At 68.4% G+C, this 16,484-nt stretch carries 21 protein-coding genes; 12 read left to right on the top strand and 9 right to left on the bottom strand.

Going from position 1 to position 16,484, the window contains the following annotated elements:
* Nucleotides 1-279 precede the first annotated feature (279 nt).
* Genes ACFYPC_RS02755 through ACFYPC_RS02745 form a run of 3 tightly spaced genes read left to right on the top strand, consistent with a single transcriptional unit; the run spans nucleotide 280 to nucleotide 2,996 of the window.
* The gene (locus tag ACFYPC_RS02755; RefSeq protein ID WP_388669557.1) at nucleotides 280-1,233 is read left to right on the top strand and encodes an ABC transporter substrate-binding protein; all 954 of its coding nucleotides are present in this window, start codon (nucleotides 280-282) and stop codon (nucleotides 1,231-1,233) included.
* 33 nt (nucleotides 1,234-1,266) lie between these two features.
* Nucleotides 1,267-2,205 (top strand): amino acid ABC transporter permease, encoded by a 939-nt coding sequence (locus ACFYPC_RS02750; protein ID WP_388669554.1) that lies wholly within the window; start codon nucleotides 1,267-1,269, stop codon nucleotides 2,203-2,205.
* A complete protein-coding gene (locus ACFYPC_RS02745) occupies nucleotides 2,202-2,996 on the top strand; it encodes an amino acid ABC transporter ATP-binding protein (RefSeq protein ID WP_388669551.1) in 795 nt (264 codons plus the stop codon). The genes ACFYPC_RS02750 and ACFYPC_RS02745 overlap by 4 nt, the downstream gene beginning before the upstream one ends.
* A gap of 197 nt (nucleotides 2,997-3,193) precedes the next feature.
* Here ACFYPC_RS02745 and ACFYPC_RS02740 read toward each other — a convergent pair whose 3' ends face one another.
* Entirely contained in the window at nucleotides 3,194-3,952 is a 759-nt protein-coding gene (locus tag ACFYPC_RS02740) for a class I SAM-dependent methyltransferase (protein ID WP_388669548.1), read from the bottom strand.
* Nucleotides 3,953-4,068: 116 nt separating this feature from the next.
* On the opposite strand from ACFYPC_RS02740, the gene ACFYPC_RS02735 reads away from it, so the two are divergent.
* Complete coding sequence (locus tag ACFYPC_RS02735) at nucleotides 4,069-4,698, top strand: CGNR zinc finger domain-containing protein (RefSeq protein WP_388669545.1); 630 nt, start codon at nucleotides 4,069-4,071, stop codon at nucleotides 4,696-4,698.
* On the opposite strand, the gene sodX is transcribed toward ACFYPC_RS02735, so the two are convergent.
* Complete coding sequence (gene sodX, locus ACFYPC_RS02730; protein ID WP_388670039.1) at nucleotides 4,602-5,036, bottom strand: nickel-type superoxide dismutase maturation protease; 435 nt, start codon at nucleotides 5,034-5,036, stop codon at nucleotides 4,602-4,604. The genes ACFYPC_RS02735 and sodX overlap by 97 nt on opposite strands.
* Before the next feature lie 145 nt (nucleotides 5,037-5,181).
* On the opposite strand from sodX, the gene sodN reads away from it, so the two are divergent.
* From sodN to ACFYPC_RS02700, 6 genes are all read left to right on the top strand, one after another.
* On the top strand, nucleotides 5,182-5,577 hold the full coding sequence (gene sodN, locus ACFYPC_RS02725) for a superoxide dismutase, Ni (protein ID WP_388669542.1): 396 nt from the start codon (nucleotides 5,182-5,184) through the stop codon (nucleotides 5,575-5,577).
* 222 nt (nucleotides 5,578-5,799) lie between these two features.
* Entirely contained in the window at nucleotides 5,800-6,429 is a 630-nt protein-coding gene (locus ACFYPC_RS02720) for a hypothetical protein (RefSeq protein WP_388669539.1), read from the top strand.
* A 162-nt stretch (nucleotides 6,430-6,591) separates the two neighbouring features.
* Entirely contained in the window at nucleotides 6,592-6,972 is a 381-nt protein-coding gene (locus ACFYPC_RS02715) for a helix-turn-helix transcriptional regulator (RefSeq protein WP_388670036.1), read from the top strand.
* A 10-nt stretch (nucleotides 6,973-6,982) separates the two neighbouring features.
* A complete protein-coding gene (locus tag ACFYPC_RS02710) occupies nucleotides 6,983-7,417 on the top strand; it encodes a VOC family protein (protein ID WP_388669536.1) in 435 nt (144 codons plus the stop codon).
* 72 nt (nucleotides 7,418-7,489) lie between these two features.
* Nucleotides 7,490-8,329, top strand: a complete 840-nt coding sequence (locus ACFYPC_RS02705) for a hypothetical protein (protein WP_388669533.1) — start codon at nucleotides 7,490-7,492, stop codon at nucleotides 8,327-8,329.
* Entirely contained in the window at nucleotides 8,326-9,105 is a 780-nt protein-coding gene (locus ACFYPC_RS02700) for a VOC family protein (RefSeq protein WP_388669530.1), read from the top strand. Before ACFYPC_RS02705 ends, ACFYPC_RS02700 begins: the two co-directional genes overlap by 4 nt.
* A 42-nt stretch (nucleotides 9,106-9,147) precedes the next feature.
* Here ACFYPC_RS02700 and ACFYPC_RS02695 read toward each other — a convergent pair whose 3' ends face one another.
* The 5 genes from ACFYPC_RS02695 to ACFYPC_RS02675 form a co-directional block, all read right to left on the bottom strand.
* Complete coding sequence (locus ACFYPC_RS02695) at nucleotides 9,148-9,486, bottom strand: DUF952 domain-containing protein (RefSeq protein ID WP_388669527.1); 339 nt, start codon at nucleotides 9,484-9,486, stop codon at nucleotides 9,148-9,150.
* A gap of 9 nt (nucleotides 9,487-9,495) precedes the next feature.
* The gene (locus ACFYPC_RS02690) at nucleotides 9,496-10,737 is read right to left on the bottom strand and encodes an RNA polymerase sigma factor (RefSeq protein WP_388669524.1); all 1,242 of its coding nucleotides are present in this window, start codon (nucleotides 10,735-10,737) and stop codon (nucleotides 9,496-9,498) included.
* A 5-nt stretch (nucleotides 10,738-10,742) separates the two neighbouring features.
* The gene (locus ACFYPC_RS02685; RefSeq protein WP_388669521.1) at nucleotides 10,743-11,156 is read right to left on the bottom strand and encodes a YciI family protein; all 414 of its coding nucleotides are present in this window, start codon (nucleotides 11,154-11,156) and stop codon (nucleotides 10,743-10,745) included.
* A 106-nt stretch (nucleotides 11,157-11,262) separates the two neighbouring features.
* Nucleotides 11,263-11,466 carry a hypothetical protein gene (locus tag ACFYPC_RS02680; RefSeq protein ID WP_388669518.1) on the bottom strand — a complete coding sequence of 68 codons (204 nt, stop codon included), beginning with the start codon at nucleotides 11,464-11,466 and terminating at the stop codon, nucleotides 11,263-11,265.
* A gap of 26 nt (nucleotides 11,467-11,492) precedes the next feature.
* Nucleotides 11,493-12,080, bottom strand: a complete 588-nt coding sequence (locus tag ACFYPC_RS02675) for a dihydrofolate reductase family protein (RefSeq protein ID WP_388669515.1) — start codon at nucleotides 12,078-12,080, stop codon at nucleotides 11,493-11,495.
* Between the two features lie 169 nt (nucleotides 12,081-12,249).
* On the opposite strand from ACFYPC_RS02675, the gene ACFYPC_RS02670 reads away from it, so the two are divergent.
* Complete coding sequence (locus ACFYPC_RS02670) at nucleotides 12,250-12,849, top strand: TetR/AcrR family transcriptional regulator (protein WP_388669513.1); 600 nt, start codon at nucleotides 12,250-12,252, stop codon at nucleotides 12,847-12,849.
* A 387-nt stretch (nucleotides 12,850-13,236) separates the two neighbouring features.
* Here the strand turns inward: ACFYPC_RS02670 and ACFYPC_RS02665 are convergent, their stop codons facing one another.
* A complete protein-coding gene (locus ACFYPC_RS02665) occupies nucleotides 13,237-14,319 on the bottom strand; it encodes a family 2 encapsulin nanocompartment cargo protein polyprenyl transferase (RefSeq protein ID WP_388669510.1) in 1,083 nt (360 codons plus the stop codon).
* 116 nt (nucleotides 14,320-14,435) lie between these two features.
* Nucleotides 14,436-15,842 (bottom strand): family 2B encapsulin nanocompartment shell protein, encoded by a 1,407-nt coding sequence (locus ACFYPC_RS02660; RefSeq protein WP_388669507.1) that lies wholly within the window; start codon nucleotides 15,840-15,842, stop codon nucleotides 14,436-14,438.
* 257 nt (nucleotides 15,843-16,099) lie between these two features.
* On the opposite strand from ACFYPC_RS02660, the gene ACFYPC_RS02655 reads away from it, so the two are divergent.
* Nucleotides 16,100-16,333 carry a hypothetical protein gene (locus tag ACFYPC_RS02655; RefSeq protein WP_384382613.1) on the top strand — a complete coding sequence of 78 codons (234 nt, stop codon included), beginning with the start codon at nucleotides 16,100-16,102 and terminating at the stop codon, nucleotides 16,331-16,333.
* Nucleotides 16,334-16,484: the final 151 nt, after the last annotated feature.

The raw sequence follows: 16,484 nt of genomic DNA, 5'->3' as shown, positions 1-16,484 counted from the left end.
CCACATCGCGCCGCATATGCCGGAGCGGGTGCCGCTCGGATCCTGTTGATATGCCGAACATCTTCCGGTCGGAAGGATCGGTTCCCGCACAAGATCCGGCCTCGTTGTACCGGCCTGGGGCGGTTCGGGGGCCACCCGTTATCCGATTTTGACATGGCTGGTCGTCTGAATGACAACGTCCGAATGGCAAGATGCCGTAATCACACAAGGTCGCGACACCCGAAGGTGTGTGTTCTCGTCGACCCATCGGCACCTCACTCATCCGCCGGAGGACCCAACATGACCGCAAGCTCCACCCGTCGTACGACCGCCATGCGCTCCCGGACAGCTGCGGTCGGCGCGATCGCGGTCGCGGGTGCCCTGCTGCTCGCCGGCTGCGGCGACCAGACGAAGGACACCGGCTCGGACAGCACGGCAACGAGTTCGGCACCGCTGGCCGACAAGCTGCCCACGCCAATCCGCGATGCGGGCGTCATCAAGGTCGGCTCCGACATCGCGTACGCGCCGGTCGAGTTCAAGGACGACTCCGGCAAGACGGTCGGTATCGACCCCGACCTCGCGGCCGCGATGGGCAAGCAGCTCGGGGTGACGTTCGAGTTCGAGAACGGCACCTTCGACACCCTGATCACGGGCCTGCGCTCCAAGCGGTACGACATCGCCATGTCCGCGATGACCGACACCAAGGACCGCCAGGACGGTGTCGACTCCGAGACCGGCAAGAAGGTCGGCGAGGGCGTCGACTTCGTTGACTACTTCACCGCGGGTGTCTCGATCTACACCAAGAAGGGCAACGACCAGGGGATCAAGACCTGGTCCGACCTGTGCGGCAAGAAGATCGCCGTGCAGCGCGGCACGGTGTCGGAGGATCTCGCCAAGGCCGAGGCCAAGAAGTGCACGGGCGGCAAGACGATCTCCATCGAGTCCTACGACAACGACCAGCAGGCCCAGACCCGCGTGCGCGCCGGTGGCGCCGACGCCGGCTCCTCCGACTTCCCGGTCGCCGCGTACGCCGTGAAGACCTCGGGCGGCGGCAATGACTTCGAGCTCGTCGGCGAGCAGGTCGAGGCCGCCCCGTACGGCATCGCGGTCGCCAAGTCCAGCACCGAGCTGCGGGACGCCCTGAAGGCCGCGCTCGACGCCATCATCAAGAACGGCGAGTACGACAAGATCATCGCGAAGTGGGGCGTCGAGGCCGGCGCCGTCAAGGAAGCCACCATCAACGGTGGCAAGTGACCGCGCGACCAGCGGCACTGAAAGGCAACATCCGTGACTGTTGACATCGACAAGCCGACCGGCCCCGAGGGCACTCCCCCGGCCGGACCGGAGGCCATCAAGGCCATCCCGGTCCGGCACTACGGGCGGTATCTATCTGCGGTGATCGCGATCGGCCTCCTGGCGTCGATCATCTACGCGTTCTCGCAAGGCAAGATCAACTGGGGCGCCATCCCCGACTACTTCTTCAACGACCGCGTCCTCGGTGGTGTGGGCAAGACGCTCATGCTGACCGTGCTGGCCATGCTGATCGGCGTCGTCGGCGGCATCCTGCTAGCGGTGATGCGCCTGTCGAAAAACCCGGTGACGTCGTCCATTGCGTGGTTCTACATCTGGTTCTTCCGCGGTACGCCTGTCCTGGTTCAGCTCATCGTCTGGTTCAACCTCGGCCTGGTGTTCGAGTACATCAACCTCGGCCCGATCTACAAGGACTACTGGTCCAGCTTCATGACGCCGCTACTGACGGCGCTGCTGGGCCTGGGCCTGAACGAGGCCGCATACATGGCGGAGATCTGCCGCGCCGGCCTCCTCTCGGTCGACGACGGCCAGACCGAGGCCAGCCATGCTCTGGGCATGAGCCACAGCAGGACCCTGCGCCGGATCGTGATCCCTCAGGCGATGCGCGTGATCGTGCCGCCTACGGGCAACGAAGTCATCAACATGCTCAAGACGACCTCGTTGGTCTCGGTGATCCAGTACTCAGAACTGCTCCGCGTCGCCCAGGACATCGGCCAGACATCCGGCGCCCCGGCGGAGATGCTGTTCCTCGCCGCGGCCTGGTACCTGCTGTTGACCTCGGTGTTCAGCGTCGGCCAGTACTACCTTGAGCGTTACTACGCCCGCGGCTCCAGCCGCAGCCTGCCGCCCACCCCGTGGCAGAAGATCAGGGCGAACGTGCTCTCGCTGTCGAGCCGGAAGGGAGCCACGGCATGACCGAGAAGCTGAGCAAGGCGGACTCCAGTGGCACCCCCATGGTCAAGTCCGAGGGCGTCCACAAGTCCTTCGGTCCGGTCGAGGTCCTCAAGGGCATCGACCTCGAGGTGAAGTCCGGCGAAGTCTTCTGCCTCATCGGCCCTTCCGGCTCCGGCAAGTCGACCTTCCTGCGGTGCATCAACCACCTGGAGAAGATCAACGCGGGGCGCCTGTCCGTCGACGGTGAACTGGTCGGCTATCGCCAGAAGGGCGACAAGCTGTACGAGCTCAAGGACAGCGAAGTCGCGCTGAAGCGGCGGGACATCGGCATGGTGTTCCAGCGCTTCAACCTGTTCCCGCACATGACTGCGCTCGAGAACGTCATGGAGGCGCCGGTCCAGGTCAGGGGTGTCAGCAGGACCCAGGCGCGGGAGCGCGCGGGCCAGCTCCTGGAGCGCGTGGGCCTTGCCGACAAGGCGAAGACCTACCCCTCGCAGCTCTCCGGCGGCCAGCAGCAACGTGTCGCCATCGCCCGCGCGTTGGCGATGGACCCCAAGCTGATGCTCTTCGACGAGCCCACCTCGGCGCTCGACCCGGAGCTCGTCGGTGACGTCCTCGACGTCATGCGCGACCTCGCCGAGTCGGGCATGACGATGATCGTCGTCACCCACGAGATGGGCTTCGCCCGTGAGGTGGGCGACTCCCTGGTCTTCATGGACGGCGGTGTGGTGGTCGAGGCCGGCAACCCCCGCGACGTACTGACGAATCCACAGCACGAGCGGACGCAGTCGTTCCTGTCGAAGGTGCTGTAGCGGTACGGATGGAGAGGGGCGGTACGGGATATCCGTACCGCCCCTCTCCATGAACCGTCGCGAGTCTCCGTACGGGAGTGGCCACTTGAGGCGCTCCGTGAATCGCCGTACCGGAGTGACTACTTGAGTCTCTCCGTGAATATCCTTACCGCAGTGGCCACTTGAGAGTCTCCGCCTGAATCCCCGTACCGGAGTGACTACTTGACCGCGAGCACCAGCGCGTCGGACGGTGAGCGCCACACGGGGCGGGCCTCTCCGAAGCCCTTCTCGCGCAGTACGCGGGCGTGCCAGTCGGGGGAAGGCGTCTCGCCGTCGGCGTGCTCGCCGTAGATCTCGAAACGGCGGGCGGTCGGCGCGGCCAGGACGGGGTCCTGGGCGGCCAGCTTCCACCATTCGGCCCAGTCGAGGACACCTTTCACCTTGGCCTGATCCATACGGGCGTGCCGCTGCGCGCGGTCCGCCGCGTTGATCCGGGGCGTCGTCTCGTCGATCATGTGGTCGGCGTTCATGAAGACACCGCCGTCGCGGACGAGTTCCGCGATCTGACCGTAGAGGGCCGCGAGGGGTTCGCTGTGCAGCCAGTGCAGGGCCGTCGCGGTCAGGACGGCGTCGTACGAGTCGTACGGCAGCCGGGCGGGCCACTGGGGATCCTTGAGGTCGGCAGTGACGAAGGTGACCCGGTCGTCGCCCGCGAAGGTGCCCTCGGCGATGGTGAGCAGCGCGGGGTCGAGGTCGACGCCGGTGCTGGTGGCGCCGGGGAGGCGGTCGAACAGCCGGGCGGTGATGGTTCCGGTGCCGCAGGCCAGGTCGAGGACGCGCGGCGCGGGTCCGACCAGGGCCTCCACCATGTCGAGCATCACCCGGAAGCGCTCCTCGCGGTCCGGCATGTACCACTCCTGCTGCCGGTCCCAGCTCTCCTGCCAGGCTCCCCAGTCGGTTCCGGTGGTGGTGGTCATGAAAGCCCCTTCGCTCGGCCACGTGATACCGGGCAGTGCCCGTAATACCCTTGAAGCGCAGTCATCTGTTACTTGTCCGCATCCACGACGATAGAGCGCCCTCGTAAGGACTACAAGTGGAACTGGCCTATTACTCGGATTACGCGGTCCGCCTCGTCAACAGCGAGGAGCCGCTCCGGGGCAAGGACTCGCTCACCTCGGTGGACGCCGTCCGTGACCTCTTCGGAGGCAACTCCTCGGCGGCCCGCCGGACCACGGACGCGGACGTCACCCGCTTCCGCTCCGTGCGGGCCCGGCTGCGCGCGGTCTTCGAGGCGGCCGACGGCGGCAACGAGACCCTGGCCGTGGACCTGCTGAACTCACTCCTGCTGGAGTTCCCGGTGAGCCCGCAGATCTCCGGGCACGACTACCGGGACGACGACGGGCGCCCGCTGTGGCACATGCACCTGGCGGACCACCCGTCGAACGCGACCGCGGGCTACGCGGCGATCGCGGCGATGGGCCTGGCCTTCCACCTGACGGAGTACGGCGTCGACCGCCTGGGCCTGTGCGAGGCAGCGCCCTGCCGCAACGCCTACCTGGACACCTCCACCAACCGCTCACGGCGCTACTGCTCGGACCGCTGCGCGACCCGCGCCAACGTGGCCGCCTACCGCGCCCGCAAGCGCCTGGAGGCGGACCGGTCGGACAGCACGGGCCTGGCGGCGCCGAGCAGCCAGCGCGCCAGCGCGAACGGCGACCGCTGATCCCTGCACAACGGGCGGTACCGGAATCGCACCTTCCCGAGAATGAGCTCCTCGGGCACGGCGCCGTAGTCGGTACTGTCCCCGCCGGCGTACGCGTTGTCGCCGAGCACCCACCACCCGCCCTCACGCCGCTCCGCGACCCGCTTCACCACCAGCAGATCCTGCTGGAACGGATGCCGCAGTACGACGACGTCCCCGGGCCCCACCCGCGCCCCGTACTGCACGACGAGCCGATCCCCGTGACGCAGCGTGGGCACCATGGACGGCCCCGTCACCTCCGCCGCCCCAAACGGCAGAAGGGCCCTCCCACGCTCGGTCTCCTGCGACAGCTCCGGCATCACCGGCACCTCCCCGGTCCTATCCTCCACGAGTCCCAGTCTCACCCTGGACTTTTGTCCTAAGCCCATGGGGGCACTCGCGAAAACCCGTCTCCTACGGAGTAATGTCCCACCTGAGAAGACGATCACGAGGAAGGACAGCAGCATGCTCTCCCGCCTGTTTGCCCCCAAGGTCAAGGTCAGCGCGCACTGCGACCTGCCCTGCGGTGTGTACGACCCCGCTCAGGCCCGCATCGAGGCGGACTCGGTGAAGGCCGTGCAGGAAAAGATGGCCGCCAACGACGATCCGCACTTCCAGGCGCGCGCCATCGTCATCAAGGAGCAGCGCGCCGAGCTCGCCAAGCACCACGTCTCGGTGCTCTGGAGCGACTACTTCAAGCCCCCGCACTTCGAGAAGTACCCGGAGCTGCACCAGCTCGTCAACGACACCCTGAAGGCCCTCTCGGCCGCCAAGGCGTCCACCGACCCGGCGACGGGCCAGAAGGCGCTGGACTACATCGCCCAGATCGACAAGATCTTCTGGGAGACCAAGAAGGCCTGACGTCACGCCAGTTCAAAAGACCTGGCACCACGTCAGTTCACCATGACCGGCGAGCGGTGCACCCTCGCGGGTCAGCGCGATCAATGCGTACGGAAGGGGCTCGGCCGGAGAACCGGCCGGGCCCCCTCTGCTGCCGCCGGGACGGTGCACCAGGCCTGGGCTGCGGCCGTGACCAGGACCGTGCCCTGAAGGAATTCATCAAGGCTGAGAATGAAAAAACCGATGTCAGACATCGCGAAGGCGGCTCTCGAACGAGGACCCCATGCCCCGGACGTCAAGGGCATGGACCGACAGGCCCTGGACCTCAGTGACGGTCCTGCAGTCGCTGACGTCTGGACCGACGGCGATCTCGGATTCGTCCTCCTCCTGCACCGCAGGAGCGACGGGTTCGTCGCGAGCGAGCTGTACTACTCCACCAAGGACTCGAACCTGCGCTGGACAGATACGGAGCACCTCTCGGGAGGCATCACCGGCTTCGATCCGACGCAGGCCCCCACATCCGGGCAGGTCCTGTCCAACGCGATTCTGGCGGTGGTGTCCGACTCCGAATCCAGGCTTTCCACCGGCCGTAGCGGATACGAGGACGACGGCGAACTCATCCGTGTCTACGAACTCCTGGTGAGCGGAACGGTCGGCCACCTTCGTATCGAGCGTATCGAGAAACAGCAGTACACCCCCGGGACGGCGCCCACGCGCACCGCGCACACCTCATTCGAGAAAGGCCTTTCGTCGCCCGTGGCGATCGCGGTCGTGCGGCCCGGTGAAATCCTTCGTGTCGTCCCTGTGGAGCGGAACACCTCGCCAACCAATGCGACAGGCGAAGGCTTCGACCTGTTTCCAGCGGTGCAATGAGCTCGGCAGGGACGCCATCTCGCTGGTCCTGTGCCACAGGCGTGAGCATGACCACGACCGTACAGATCCCTTCGACGCCGCCCCCGTGTCAGTCCCCCGTGCCATCCTGGTGCCGTGACTGTGGTGGAGGATCTGGTCCGGCTGCGCCGGGCCCGGGACCGGATGGACCGGGAGTACGCGGAGCCGCTGGAGATGGCGGAGCTCGCGCGCACCGCGCTGATGTCGCCCGGCCATTTCCAGCGGAGCTTCCGGGCCGCCTTCGGTGAGACTCCGTACACCTATCTGATGACCCGCAGGATCGAGCGCGCGAAGGCCCTCCTGCGCCGCGGCGAGCTGACGGTCACGGAGGTCTGCTTCGCCGTGGGCTGTACGTCGCTCGGTTCGTTCAGCTCCCGTTTCACGGAGCTGGTCGGCGAGACGCCGAGCGCGTACCGGGCGCGACCGCACGAGCACGGCGCCCCGATCCCGTCCTGCGTGGCCCAGCGCCTCACCCGCCCGGCCCGCCACCGCAATCCGGAGGCAGAACCGGGCACACGCCTCTAGCCTGGCCCCCATGACTGGACCCGTACATGACCTGAAACTGTCCCAGTGCTTCATCGCCGTGGACGACCACGACAAGGCGCTCGCGTTCTACCGTGACGTCCTTGGTCTGGAGGTCCGTAACGACGTCGGATTCGAGGGAATGCGCTGGGTCACCGTCGGTTCGCCGCTGCAGCCGGACGTGGAGATCGTCCTTGAGCCCCCCGCGGCCGACCCGAACGCGTCCCCCGCCGACAAGCAGGCGATGGCCGAACTCCTGGCCAAGGGCATGCTGCGCGGCGTGATCTTCTCGACGCCGGACTGCGACGCTCTCTTCGCCCGCGTCCAGGCCTCCGGCGCCGAAGTCCTCCAGGAACCGATGGACCAGCCCTACGGCGTCCGCGACTGCGCCTTCCGCGACCCGGCGGGCAACCTCCTCCGCTTCAACACACGCACTCCCGGGGCCTGACCGATGCTCGGACGGCCCGGTCCCGGATGCGCGGGGCCTACCATCGGCTGATCACCACCTCCGGGAGACCCCATGCCGTCCGCGCGCCCCAGCATCCTGTACGTCAGTGACCTGGCCTATCCCGCCAAGGGCCGCCGGTACTGCGACGAGGACATCTTCCTCACCTCCCGGCTGCGCGAGGAGTTCGACATCGCCGTGTGCCACCCGCTGGACGCGGCCGCGCTGATGAACGCCTTCGACGCGGTGGTCGTACGCAACAGCGGCCCGGCCCTGAACTACCAGGCGCAGTACGACGCGTTCCGCGAGCGTGCGGTCGCGGACGGTGTACGCGTCTACAACCAGCTCTCGGGCAAGGGCGACATGGCGGGCAAGGGATACCTGGTGGAGCTCACGGCGGCCGGGTATCCGGTGATTCCCACCGTCGACCGCGTGGAGGACCTCGGCCGGCTCGGGGACGTCGACACGTACGTAGTGAAGCCGAAGCTGGGCGCGGACTCCATAGGGCTGGAGTTCGTGCCCCGGGAACGGCTCACCGACCCGGCGGCGTACGGCGACGTCCTCGTCCAGCCACGCGTCGACTTCGCCTACGAGGTGTCCTTCTACTTCGTGGACCACACCCTCCAGTACGCCCTGTACGCGCCCCGCCCCGACGAGCGGTGGGCCCTGGAACCCTACGAACCGACCGAGCGGGACCGGGAGTTCGCGCAGCGGTTCGTCGACTGGAACGACATCGCGTACGGAATCCAGCGCGTGGACGCCTGCCGGGCACCCGGCGGTGAGCTCCTCCTCGTCGAGCTGGAGGATCTCAACCCGTACCTGTCCCTGGACACCCTCTCCCCCACCGCGCGGGACGCGTTCGTCGCGCGCGTGAAAACGTCGTTGCACGGCCTGATCGGAGAGAAGACACCATGACGGAGCCGAGCCGGCCGACAGAGCCGATCCGGTGGACCTACGCCTTTGTCGACCGGCCGATGAAGAAGTTCGCGGCGGCCTGCGACTTCTGGGCCGCGGTGACGCGTACCAAGCTGTCAGAACGGCGCGGCGACCGGGGTGAGTTCGTGACCCTGCTGCCCGAGGGGGCGGCCGACGCGTGCGTGAAGGCGCAGGGCGTCGCGGGGTCGGGGCCGGGCGCCGGCGGCGCGCATCTCGACCTCGCCGTCGAGGACGTACGCGCGCTGGTGGAGGCGGCGCTGCGACTGGGCGCCGAGACCGTCGCGGACCACGGAGAGTGGGCCGTACTGCGGTCCCCCGGTGGGCAGTTGTTCTGCGCGGTGCCGTGGCAGGGGGAGTCGACGCGGCCCCCGGTGGTCAAGGGACCGTCCGGTGTCACCAGCCGTGTCGACCAGGTGTGCATCGACCTGGCGCCCCCCGTGTACGAGGCGGAGATCGTCTTCTGGAGCGCCCTGACCGGATGGGAGTCCGACCCGGGCGCGCTCCCGGAGTTCCACGTGGTCAGACCGCCCGCCGAGCTCCCGGTCCGCATCCTCCTGCAACGCCTCGGCTCCGCCCGCCCCACCTCCGCCCACATCGACATCGCCTGCTCCGACATCGACGCGGTCCGTATCCGCCACGAGCTCCTCGGCGCCACTCTCCTCGGCCGGGGCGCCCGCTGGGCGGTGATGCGGGACCCCTCGGGCGGCCCCTACTGCCTGACACCCCGCGACCCCGAAACGGGCGGCCTGCGTTAGGACGTCGTGTCGCCACCGTGATCGGCCGGACAGTCCCGGCCGTCAGCCGCCGGGCCGCCACTCCTCGACGGCCACGACAGCCTCCACCGGAATCGGTCCATAGATGTGCGGGAACTCCTCGCCGCCGGCCTCCATGGCCTCGTAGCGCACGGGGGCGCCCAGGCGTTCGGCGTCGATCACCAGGACCACCAGTTCGTCGGGCCCGGCGTACGAGCCGTACACGAAGGCGGCCACTGCCGGGAGTTGGTGTCGCAGGGAGCAGTGGATGAAGCCCACCTCCTGGAGGGTCCGGCCACGGGTGGACATCTCGTACGCGCCGGACGCACGCGCCGCGTCCCAGAGGGAACGCTCGGTGAGGTGAAGGAGGGGTTCGTCAGCCATACCCGAACGCTACGGTCCCAGACGGGCGGCCCGCACCTGCAAGTAGCGCTGCTCGGGAAGGCTGAGGGTCTTCCCGGCCGCCGACTCGTAGGCGGCACGAGCCCCCGACGTGTCCCCCGCGCGCTCCAGCAGGTGACCGCGGACGGCGTCGAGCCGGTGCCCGAGCGCCGACTCACCCGCCAGCCCTTCCAGTTCGGCAAGTCCCCTCCCAGGCCCGTGCACCATGGCCACCGCCACCACACGGTTGAGACGCTCGACGGGCCCGGGGACCCGGCGGACCAGGATGTCGTACAGGCCGAGGATCTCGCGCCAGTCCGTGGCGTCCGCCGACGGCGCCTCGTCGTGAACGGCGGCGATGGCCGCCCGCAGCTGATACGGCCCCGCCCTCTCCCGCGACACTGACAAGGCCTCGGTCACCAGCGCCACGCCCTCCTCGACCGCCGCCTTGTCCCACCGACCGCGGTCCTGCTCGTCGAGCGGGACCAGTTCACCGTGCGGACCGGTACGCGCGGCGCGCCGGGCGTCGGTCAGCAGCATCAGCGCCAGCAGCCCCGCCACCTCACGGTCCTCGGGGAGGAGCCGGCGGACCGTGCGGATCAACCGGATGGCCTCGCCGGCGAGTTCGGCGCGCTGAAGGGCCGCTCCTGAGGTCGCCGTATAGCCCTCGTTGAAGATCAGGTACAGCGTGTGGAGAACGGCGGGCAGCCGTTCCTCCCAGTTGTCCGGACGCCCGAACCTCGTCCCGCGCACCCGTTGCTTCGCCCGGCTGATGCGCTGGGCCATCGTCGCCTCGGGTACGAGCGAGGCGCGGGCGATCTCCGCCGTCGTCAGGCCGCCGACGGCCCGCAGGGTGAGCGCGATCTGGCCGGGCGGGGTCAACTCCGGGTGGCAGCAGAGGAAGAGGAGGGAGAGCGTGTCGTCCTCGCTCGGCGCCCGGGCCGCTCCCGGCGGCGGCGCCAGGAACTCGTCCCGGGGCGTGAGCGCCGCGGCCCTCTCCTCCCGCAACCGCCGCGCACCCTCACTGCGCAGGGCATCCGTCAGCCGCCGCGAGGCAACCTTGATCAGCCAGCCTCGCGGGTTGTCGGGCACGCCGTCGCGGGCCCACTGTCCGGCCGCCGCGAGCAGCGCCTCCTGTACGGCGTCCTCGGCAGCGTCGAAATGCCCGTATCTCCGCAGAAGCGCGCCGAGAGCCCCCGGCGCGTGTCTGCGCAGCAGGCCCTCGACCTCGGTCGTACGGCTCAGCTGACCCATACGGCTCAGATGTCCCCGTCGCCGCTCATGATCTGCCGGATGACCACCGGGTAGTCGGTGGCTCCCTCGGGAACGGGGCACTGGGCGACGCGCGCGGCGATCTCCGTGACCCGCTCCAGGCTCTCGCACTCCAGGATCCAGAAGCCGGCCATCAGCTCCTTGGTCTCGCTGTACGGCCCATCGGTGATGACGGGCTTGCCGTCCTTGTCGGCCGCGACCAGCCGGGTCTGGGCAGGCTCGGCCAGACCTTGCGCGTCCAGCAGCTCCCCTGACTCGGAGAGGTCATTGTTGATCGCGCCCATGAAGGCGTACATGGTCTGGAGCTCCTGCTCGCTCCAGACCGGGGACCCGGGGGAGGGGTTGCCCCGCATACCCTCGTAGTCGGCCTGCGTTCCCTGCACCATCACCAGGTACTTCATGAGTCCGCTCCTTCGGTTTCCTCGGTTCGGACCGCCCGTGCCGGGCGGCTCTCGCAGGAGACGTCGGAGCCGCCCCGCGTTTCTCTACACGGCCACGCGGACTCGGTCAGGCTTTTTTCGTCACGGGATCCTCGGACCGAACAGCGGCCCGGGGCTCCTCCTCGGCTTCGTCGGCATACGCCTTGCATTCGGGGTTCCGGCAAGGTCCGGGTACCCACACGGGAACCCACGCGCCCAGGGTCTTGTGCCTCTTCACGACCGTGGCGACCGGCTGCCCGCAAGCGGAACAAACGTACTCATCGGTGCCCATGTCTTCAGGGTATTGCGGAAGGGCGTTCAGCGCTTCCTGCTGTACGTCCTCACCATCACCCCGTTCTTGAACACGCGGACCTGGTCGAGCGCGTACTCGCGCACGTCGAACCCGGAGCCGAACATCGGCATGCCGGAGCCCAGCACCACCGGGTACGTCTTGATGACCAGCTCATCCACCTCGTCGACCAGCGCGCCCGCGAGCCGCGAGCCGCCGCACAGATAGATGCCGAACTCGCCGTCCTCGGCCTTGAGTTCCCGAACCCTCCCGACGACGTCGTCCGCGATGATCTCGACATGCGGGTCGGGAGACTCCTTGAGGCTGCGCGAGGCGACGTACTCGCGCAGATGCGCGTACGGGCTGGTGACGCCGAGTTCCAGTGCGATGTCGTAGCTTGCGCGGCCCTGGATGATCGTGTCGAACCTCCGGTTCTCCAGGTCGTCGATGCCGAGCGGACGACGGCCGTGGGTCGGCAGGGTCTCCGGATACTCCGCTTTCAGAAAGTCCTCGAAGAACTCCTCGTCGACGAACGGCATGAAGGACTGTGCGTCGCCGTCCGGGCCTCCGATGAAACCGTCGATCGAACAGGCGATGAAGTACGTGAGCTTGCGCAAGCGGGTCTCTTTTCCTTGGCGACGTTCGCGGCGACTCCTGCGGCCACCCTCGAACCACTTCAGTTATAGTACTTCAGATGTAGTGGTTACAAGGATTTATTCTGCCGCCGCAACGGTCCCCAGTGATCCCAGCGGCCAACGATCTCTGAGATGTCCGGAGGAAGCACCGATGGCAAGGAACCCTGAGCGCAGGGCGGCGCTCGTCGACGCGGCCGTGGAGGTGCTGGCACGCGAGGGCGCACGCGGCCTGACCTTTCGCGCGGTGGACGCGGGGGCCGGCGTGCCGGTGGGCACCTCGTCGAACTACTTCAGCGACCGCGACGACCTGCTGAGCCAGGTCGACGCCCACCTCCACCAGCGTCTGGCCCCCGACCCGTCCGTGCTCGCCGAACTGCTGAAGGCCCCGAAGGACCGCTCACTGGTCCTGGCCTTCATGCGCGACCTGCTGGCCCGCGCCACCCGCGACCGCACCGGCTATCTCGCCCTCTTCGAAATGCGCCTGGAGGCCACCCGCCGCCCCGCCCTGCGCGCCTCGTACACCAAGTCGATTCGCGGCGACCTCGAAGAGGGCATGGAGTTCCACCGCAACGCCGGTCTCCCCGGCGGCGACGAGACCGTCACAGTTCTCTACCTCGCCATGCTCGGCCTCCTCCTGGAACACCTGACCCTTCCCGGCGTCCTGGAGGGCGTGCTGCCAGAGGTCACGGTCCCGGACGGCCTGGTGGAACGGATCGTGATGACGATCGTGCCGGAGGCGAGGGATTCTTAGCCGTCCGGCGTTTCATCCCCGGCCGGGCAGGGAGCTTTCAGCCCGTCCGGCGTTTGAGGACGGGGCCGTTTCGGCCGAGGCGGGGGTCCGGGGCAGCAGCCCCCCCGGGGGGAGGGGACGGGCAGGGGCGGAGAGGGCAAAAACAGGCCCCGCACACCGTGGGGATGTGCGGGACCTGCCCGGAGCCCGGAACCGTACGGAGGTCAGGTGCCGCACGAAACCAGGAACTCCGGGAACTCCGGGAACTCCGGGAACTCCGGGAACTCCGGGAACTCCGGGAACTCTGAGGGACTATGGGGACTCTGATGGACTATGGGGAGACCTGGAAGACACCAGCGGCACCGGTAGTACCTCCAACCAGTACCTCCAACCACCCCGTTGACGCCCTCAGTTGCTGCGCCGCGTCACGAACTCCGCCAGCGCGAGAAGCCCGCCCGCCGCCTCCGGATCAGGCACCGCCCGGGACAGCTCATGCATCGCCCGGGCCATCCGGTCGGCCGCCTGGACCTGCGCCCAGTCACGGCCCCCCGCCCGCTCGACCGCCAGTACCGTACGCTCCAACTCCCCTTCCTGGTGAGGAACCCCGTACAGCGAGGCAAGCTCGGCCGCCGCAGCCGTACCGGAGGTGAGCGCGGCCACCACGGGCAGCGACTTCTTCCGGGCTACGAGGTCCGCTCCGGCGGCCTTGCCGGTGCGACTGGGATCCCCCCAGATCCCGATCACATCGTCGATCAGCTGAAATGCGAGCCCGGCCTCCCGGCCGAACGCGTCCAGCGCCTCGACGTCCTCGTCCCCCGCCCCCGCATACAGCGCACCCAGCGCGCAGGCACAGCCGAGCAAAGCGCCCGTCTTGGCCTCCGCCATGGCGAGACACTCGTCGAGGGTGACCTCGTCGGGGCCGCGCTTCTCCATGGCGGTGTCCGCGTGCTGCCCCTCGCACAGCTCGACGACACAGGACGCGAGCCGGGCGGCGGCCGCCGAGGACGCCGGGTGCGGGTCCTCGGCGAGCAGCCGTTGAGCCAGCGCCTGCAGGGCGTCCCCCGCGAGGATCGCGTCGGCGTCGCCGAACACGGTCCAGGCGGTGGGCCGGTGCCTGCGGGTGGTGTCCCGGTCCATCACGTCGTCGTGCAGCAGCGTGAAGTTGTGGATCAACTCCACCGCGGCGGCCGCCCGTACGGCGCTCGCGTGCTGTCCGCCGAGCGCCCGGACCGCAGCGAGCACGAGCGCGGGCCTGATCGCCTTGCCCGCGTTGCCCGCCGCGGGCGTGCCGTCCGCGTGCTCCCAGCCGAAGTGGTAGAGCGCGATCCGGCGTATGGAGCCGGGCAGCGAATCGACGGCTCTGCGCAGCTCGGGGTCGACGGACGCGCGGGCACGCTCCAGAATCACCGCCGCTTCCTGCCCTCCCCCGCTCTCGGCCTCGCCCGAACGGGGTGACCCCGGCCGCGGACTCGGCCGCACCTGCTCCTCCATGGGCCTCCCGATGGGACTCCGCCTGTCGAAACTCTCGGCCGGACTCTGCTGCGCCGCCGGTCTACCGGGTCTACCCGGCGGGCCGGGCGGAGACACAACACCCGGCGTGGGGGGCGTCACCGCCAGCGGCCGATCTCGACGTTCTCCAGGATTCCCAGGGCGTCGGGCACGAGCACCGCGGCCGAGTAGTACGCCGTCACCAGGTAGGAGATGATCGCCTGTTCGTTGATGCCCATGAAGCGCACCGACAGGCTCGGCTCGATCTCGTCCGGGATACCGGCCTGCTGGAGTCCGACGACCCCTTGTTCGGCCTCGCCGGTACGCAGGGCGATGATCGAGGTCGTACGAGCGTCGCTGACCGGGATCTTGTTGCACGGGAAGATCGGCACCCCGCGCCAGGTCGGGATACGGTTGCCGGCCATCTCGATGGTCTCCGGCACGAGTCCGCGCCTGTTGAGCTCGCGGCCGATCGCGGAGATCGCGCGCGGGTGGGCGAGGAGTAGCTTGGTGCCCCGCCTGCGGCTGAGCAGTTCGTCGAGGTCGTCGGGGCCGGGCGCGCCGTCGTGCGGCTGCAGCCGCTGCTCGTACTCGCAGTTGTTGAGCAGCCCGAAGTCTCGGTTGTTGATGAGCTCGTGCTCCTGGCGCTCCTTCAACGCCTCCACGGTGAGCCGCAGTTGCTGCTCCGTCTGGTTCATCGGCTGGTTGTAGAGGTCGGCCACGCGCGTGTGGAGGCGCAGTACGGTCTGGGCGATGCTCAGTTCGTACTCGCGCGGCGCCGCGTCGTAGTCCACGAAGGTGCCGGGGATGTCCGGCTCTCCGGTGTGGCCGGCCGCGAGGTCGATCTCCCTCTCTCCGTACTTGTTGGCACGCTGTTCCGGAATCGCGCGCAGCGACTGGAGGTGGTCACGCAGGGACTCGGATCGCTCCGCGACCTGCTCGAAGTCGTTGCGGGGCAGCGTGAGCACGGTGCACGCGGTGACCGCGCGAGCCGTGTACTCCCAGATGGAGTCCGGGTCGATGAGCGCCTGCTCCCCGAAGTACGCGCCGTCGGCGAGGACGCCGAGGACCGCGTCGTCCCCGTAGGGACCCGTGCCCGTCTTCTCCACCTTGCCGTGCGCGAGCAGGAACACCTCGTCGGACGGGCTGCCGAACGAGACGAGCACCTCCCCCGGGGCGAACTCCCGCTGCTGGCAGCGCTGAGCGAGCTCGCCGAGCACCTCCTGATCCTCGTACGACCGCAGCACGGGCAGTTCGCCGAGCTCTGCGGGGATGACCTGGACGCGGTCACCGGTCTTCACGAATGTCACGCGGCCGTCGCCCACGGAGTAGCTGAGCCGCCGGTTCACGCGGTACGTGCCACCTTGTACGTTCACCCAAGGAAGCATCCGCAGCAGCCAGCGTGAGCTGATCTCCTGCATCTGGGGCGCGGACTTGGTGGTGGTGGCCAGGTTCCGCGCGGCGGATGTGCCGAGACTCTGCTGCGGCTTGCCCTGACCCGCGCGGACCTCTTCGCCTACCGACATGAAAATTGCCCTCCCGTTGTGCACTGATCTGCAAGGACAAGCCTTTCATCACGGAGCGTGCTGGTGCTATTACACGAATGAGGGGGAATGGATCACCGACGGAGTGGGCACTGGGTGAGCGGTTTTCGTCAGCCGGTCGAACAGTGCACGGTTGTGCCGGTGGGGAACTTCAAGATCTGGTCAAACGTTGGGCACTGTGACCGATGCTTCGATGGACGCTTCGGCTGAGGCTTCGACGTACGAGGACGGGAATCGGCATGGCAGGCTTTCTGGACCGCGCCAAAGAGCAGGCACAGCGAGGGCTCACACAGGGCAAGCAGAAGATCGACGACGTGCAGGCACAGCGCGCCGGCGGCGACCTGTTGAAGAAGCTGGGCGCCGCATACCTGGCGGAGCGGCGCGGCAGCGGCTCTCCGCAGGCGACACAGCAGGCCCTGCAGGCGGTGGAGAACCACATCGCGACGCACGGCGACAGCTTCCTGCACGCCTGATCCGGGCCTCCCTTCGCGCCACGGCTCACCGCTGGACATCACCGCACGTCGCTGACCGGATCGGCTCGCACGCTGTGCGAACGGCTGGGTCCGGCCACCGGTTTGCGAGTACAAAGCGGCGGTAGGAGACGGCCGCGACAGGCGGTCGGCG

Source organism: Streptomyces sp. NPDC005808, from assembly GCF_042871385.1.
Taxonomy (GTDB): Bacteria; Actinomycetota; Actinomycetes; order Streptomycetales; family Streptomycetaceae; genus Streptomyces.
The sequence above is the reverse complement of the archived record's forward strand: the minus strand, read 5'-3'. Positions and strand labels throughout refer to the sequence as shown.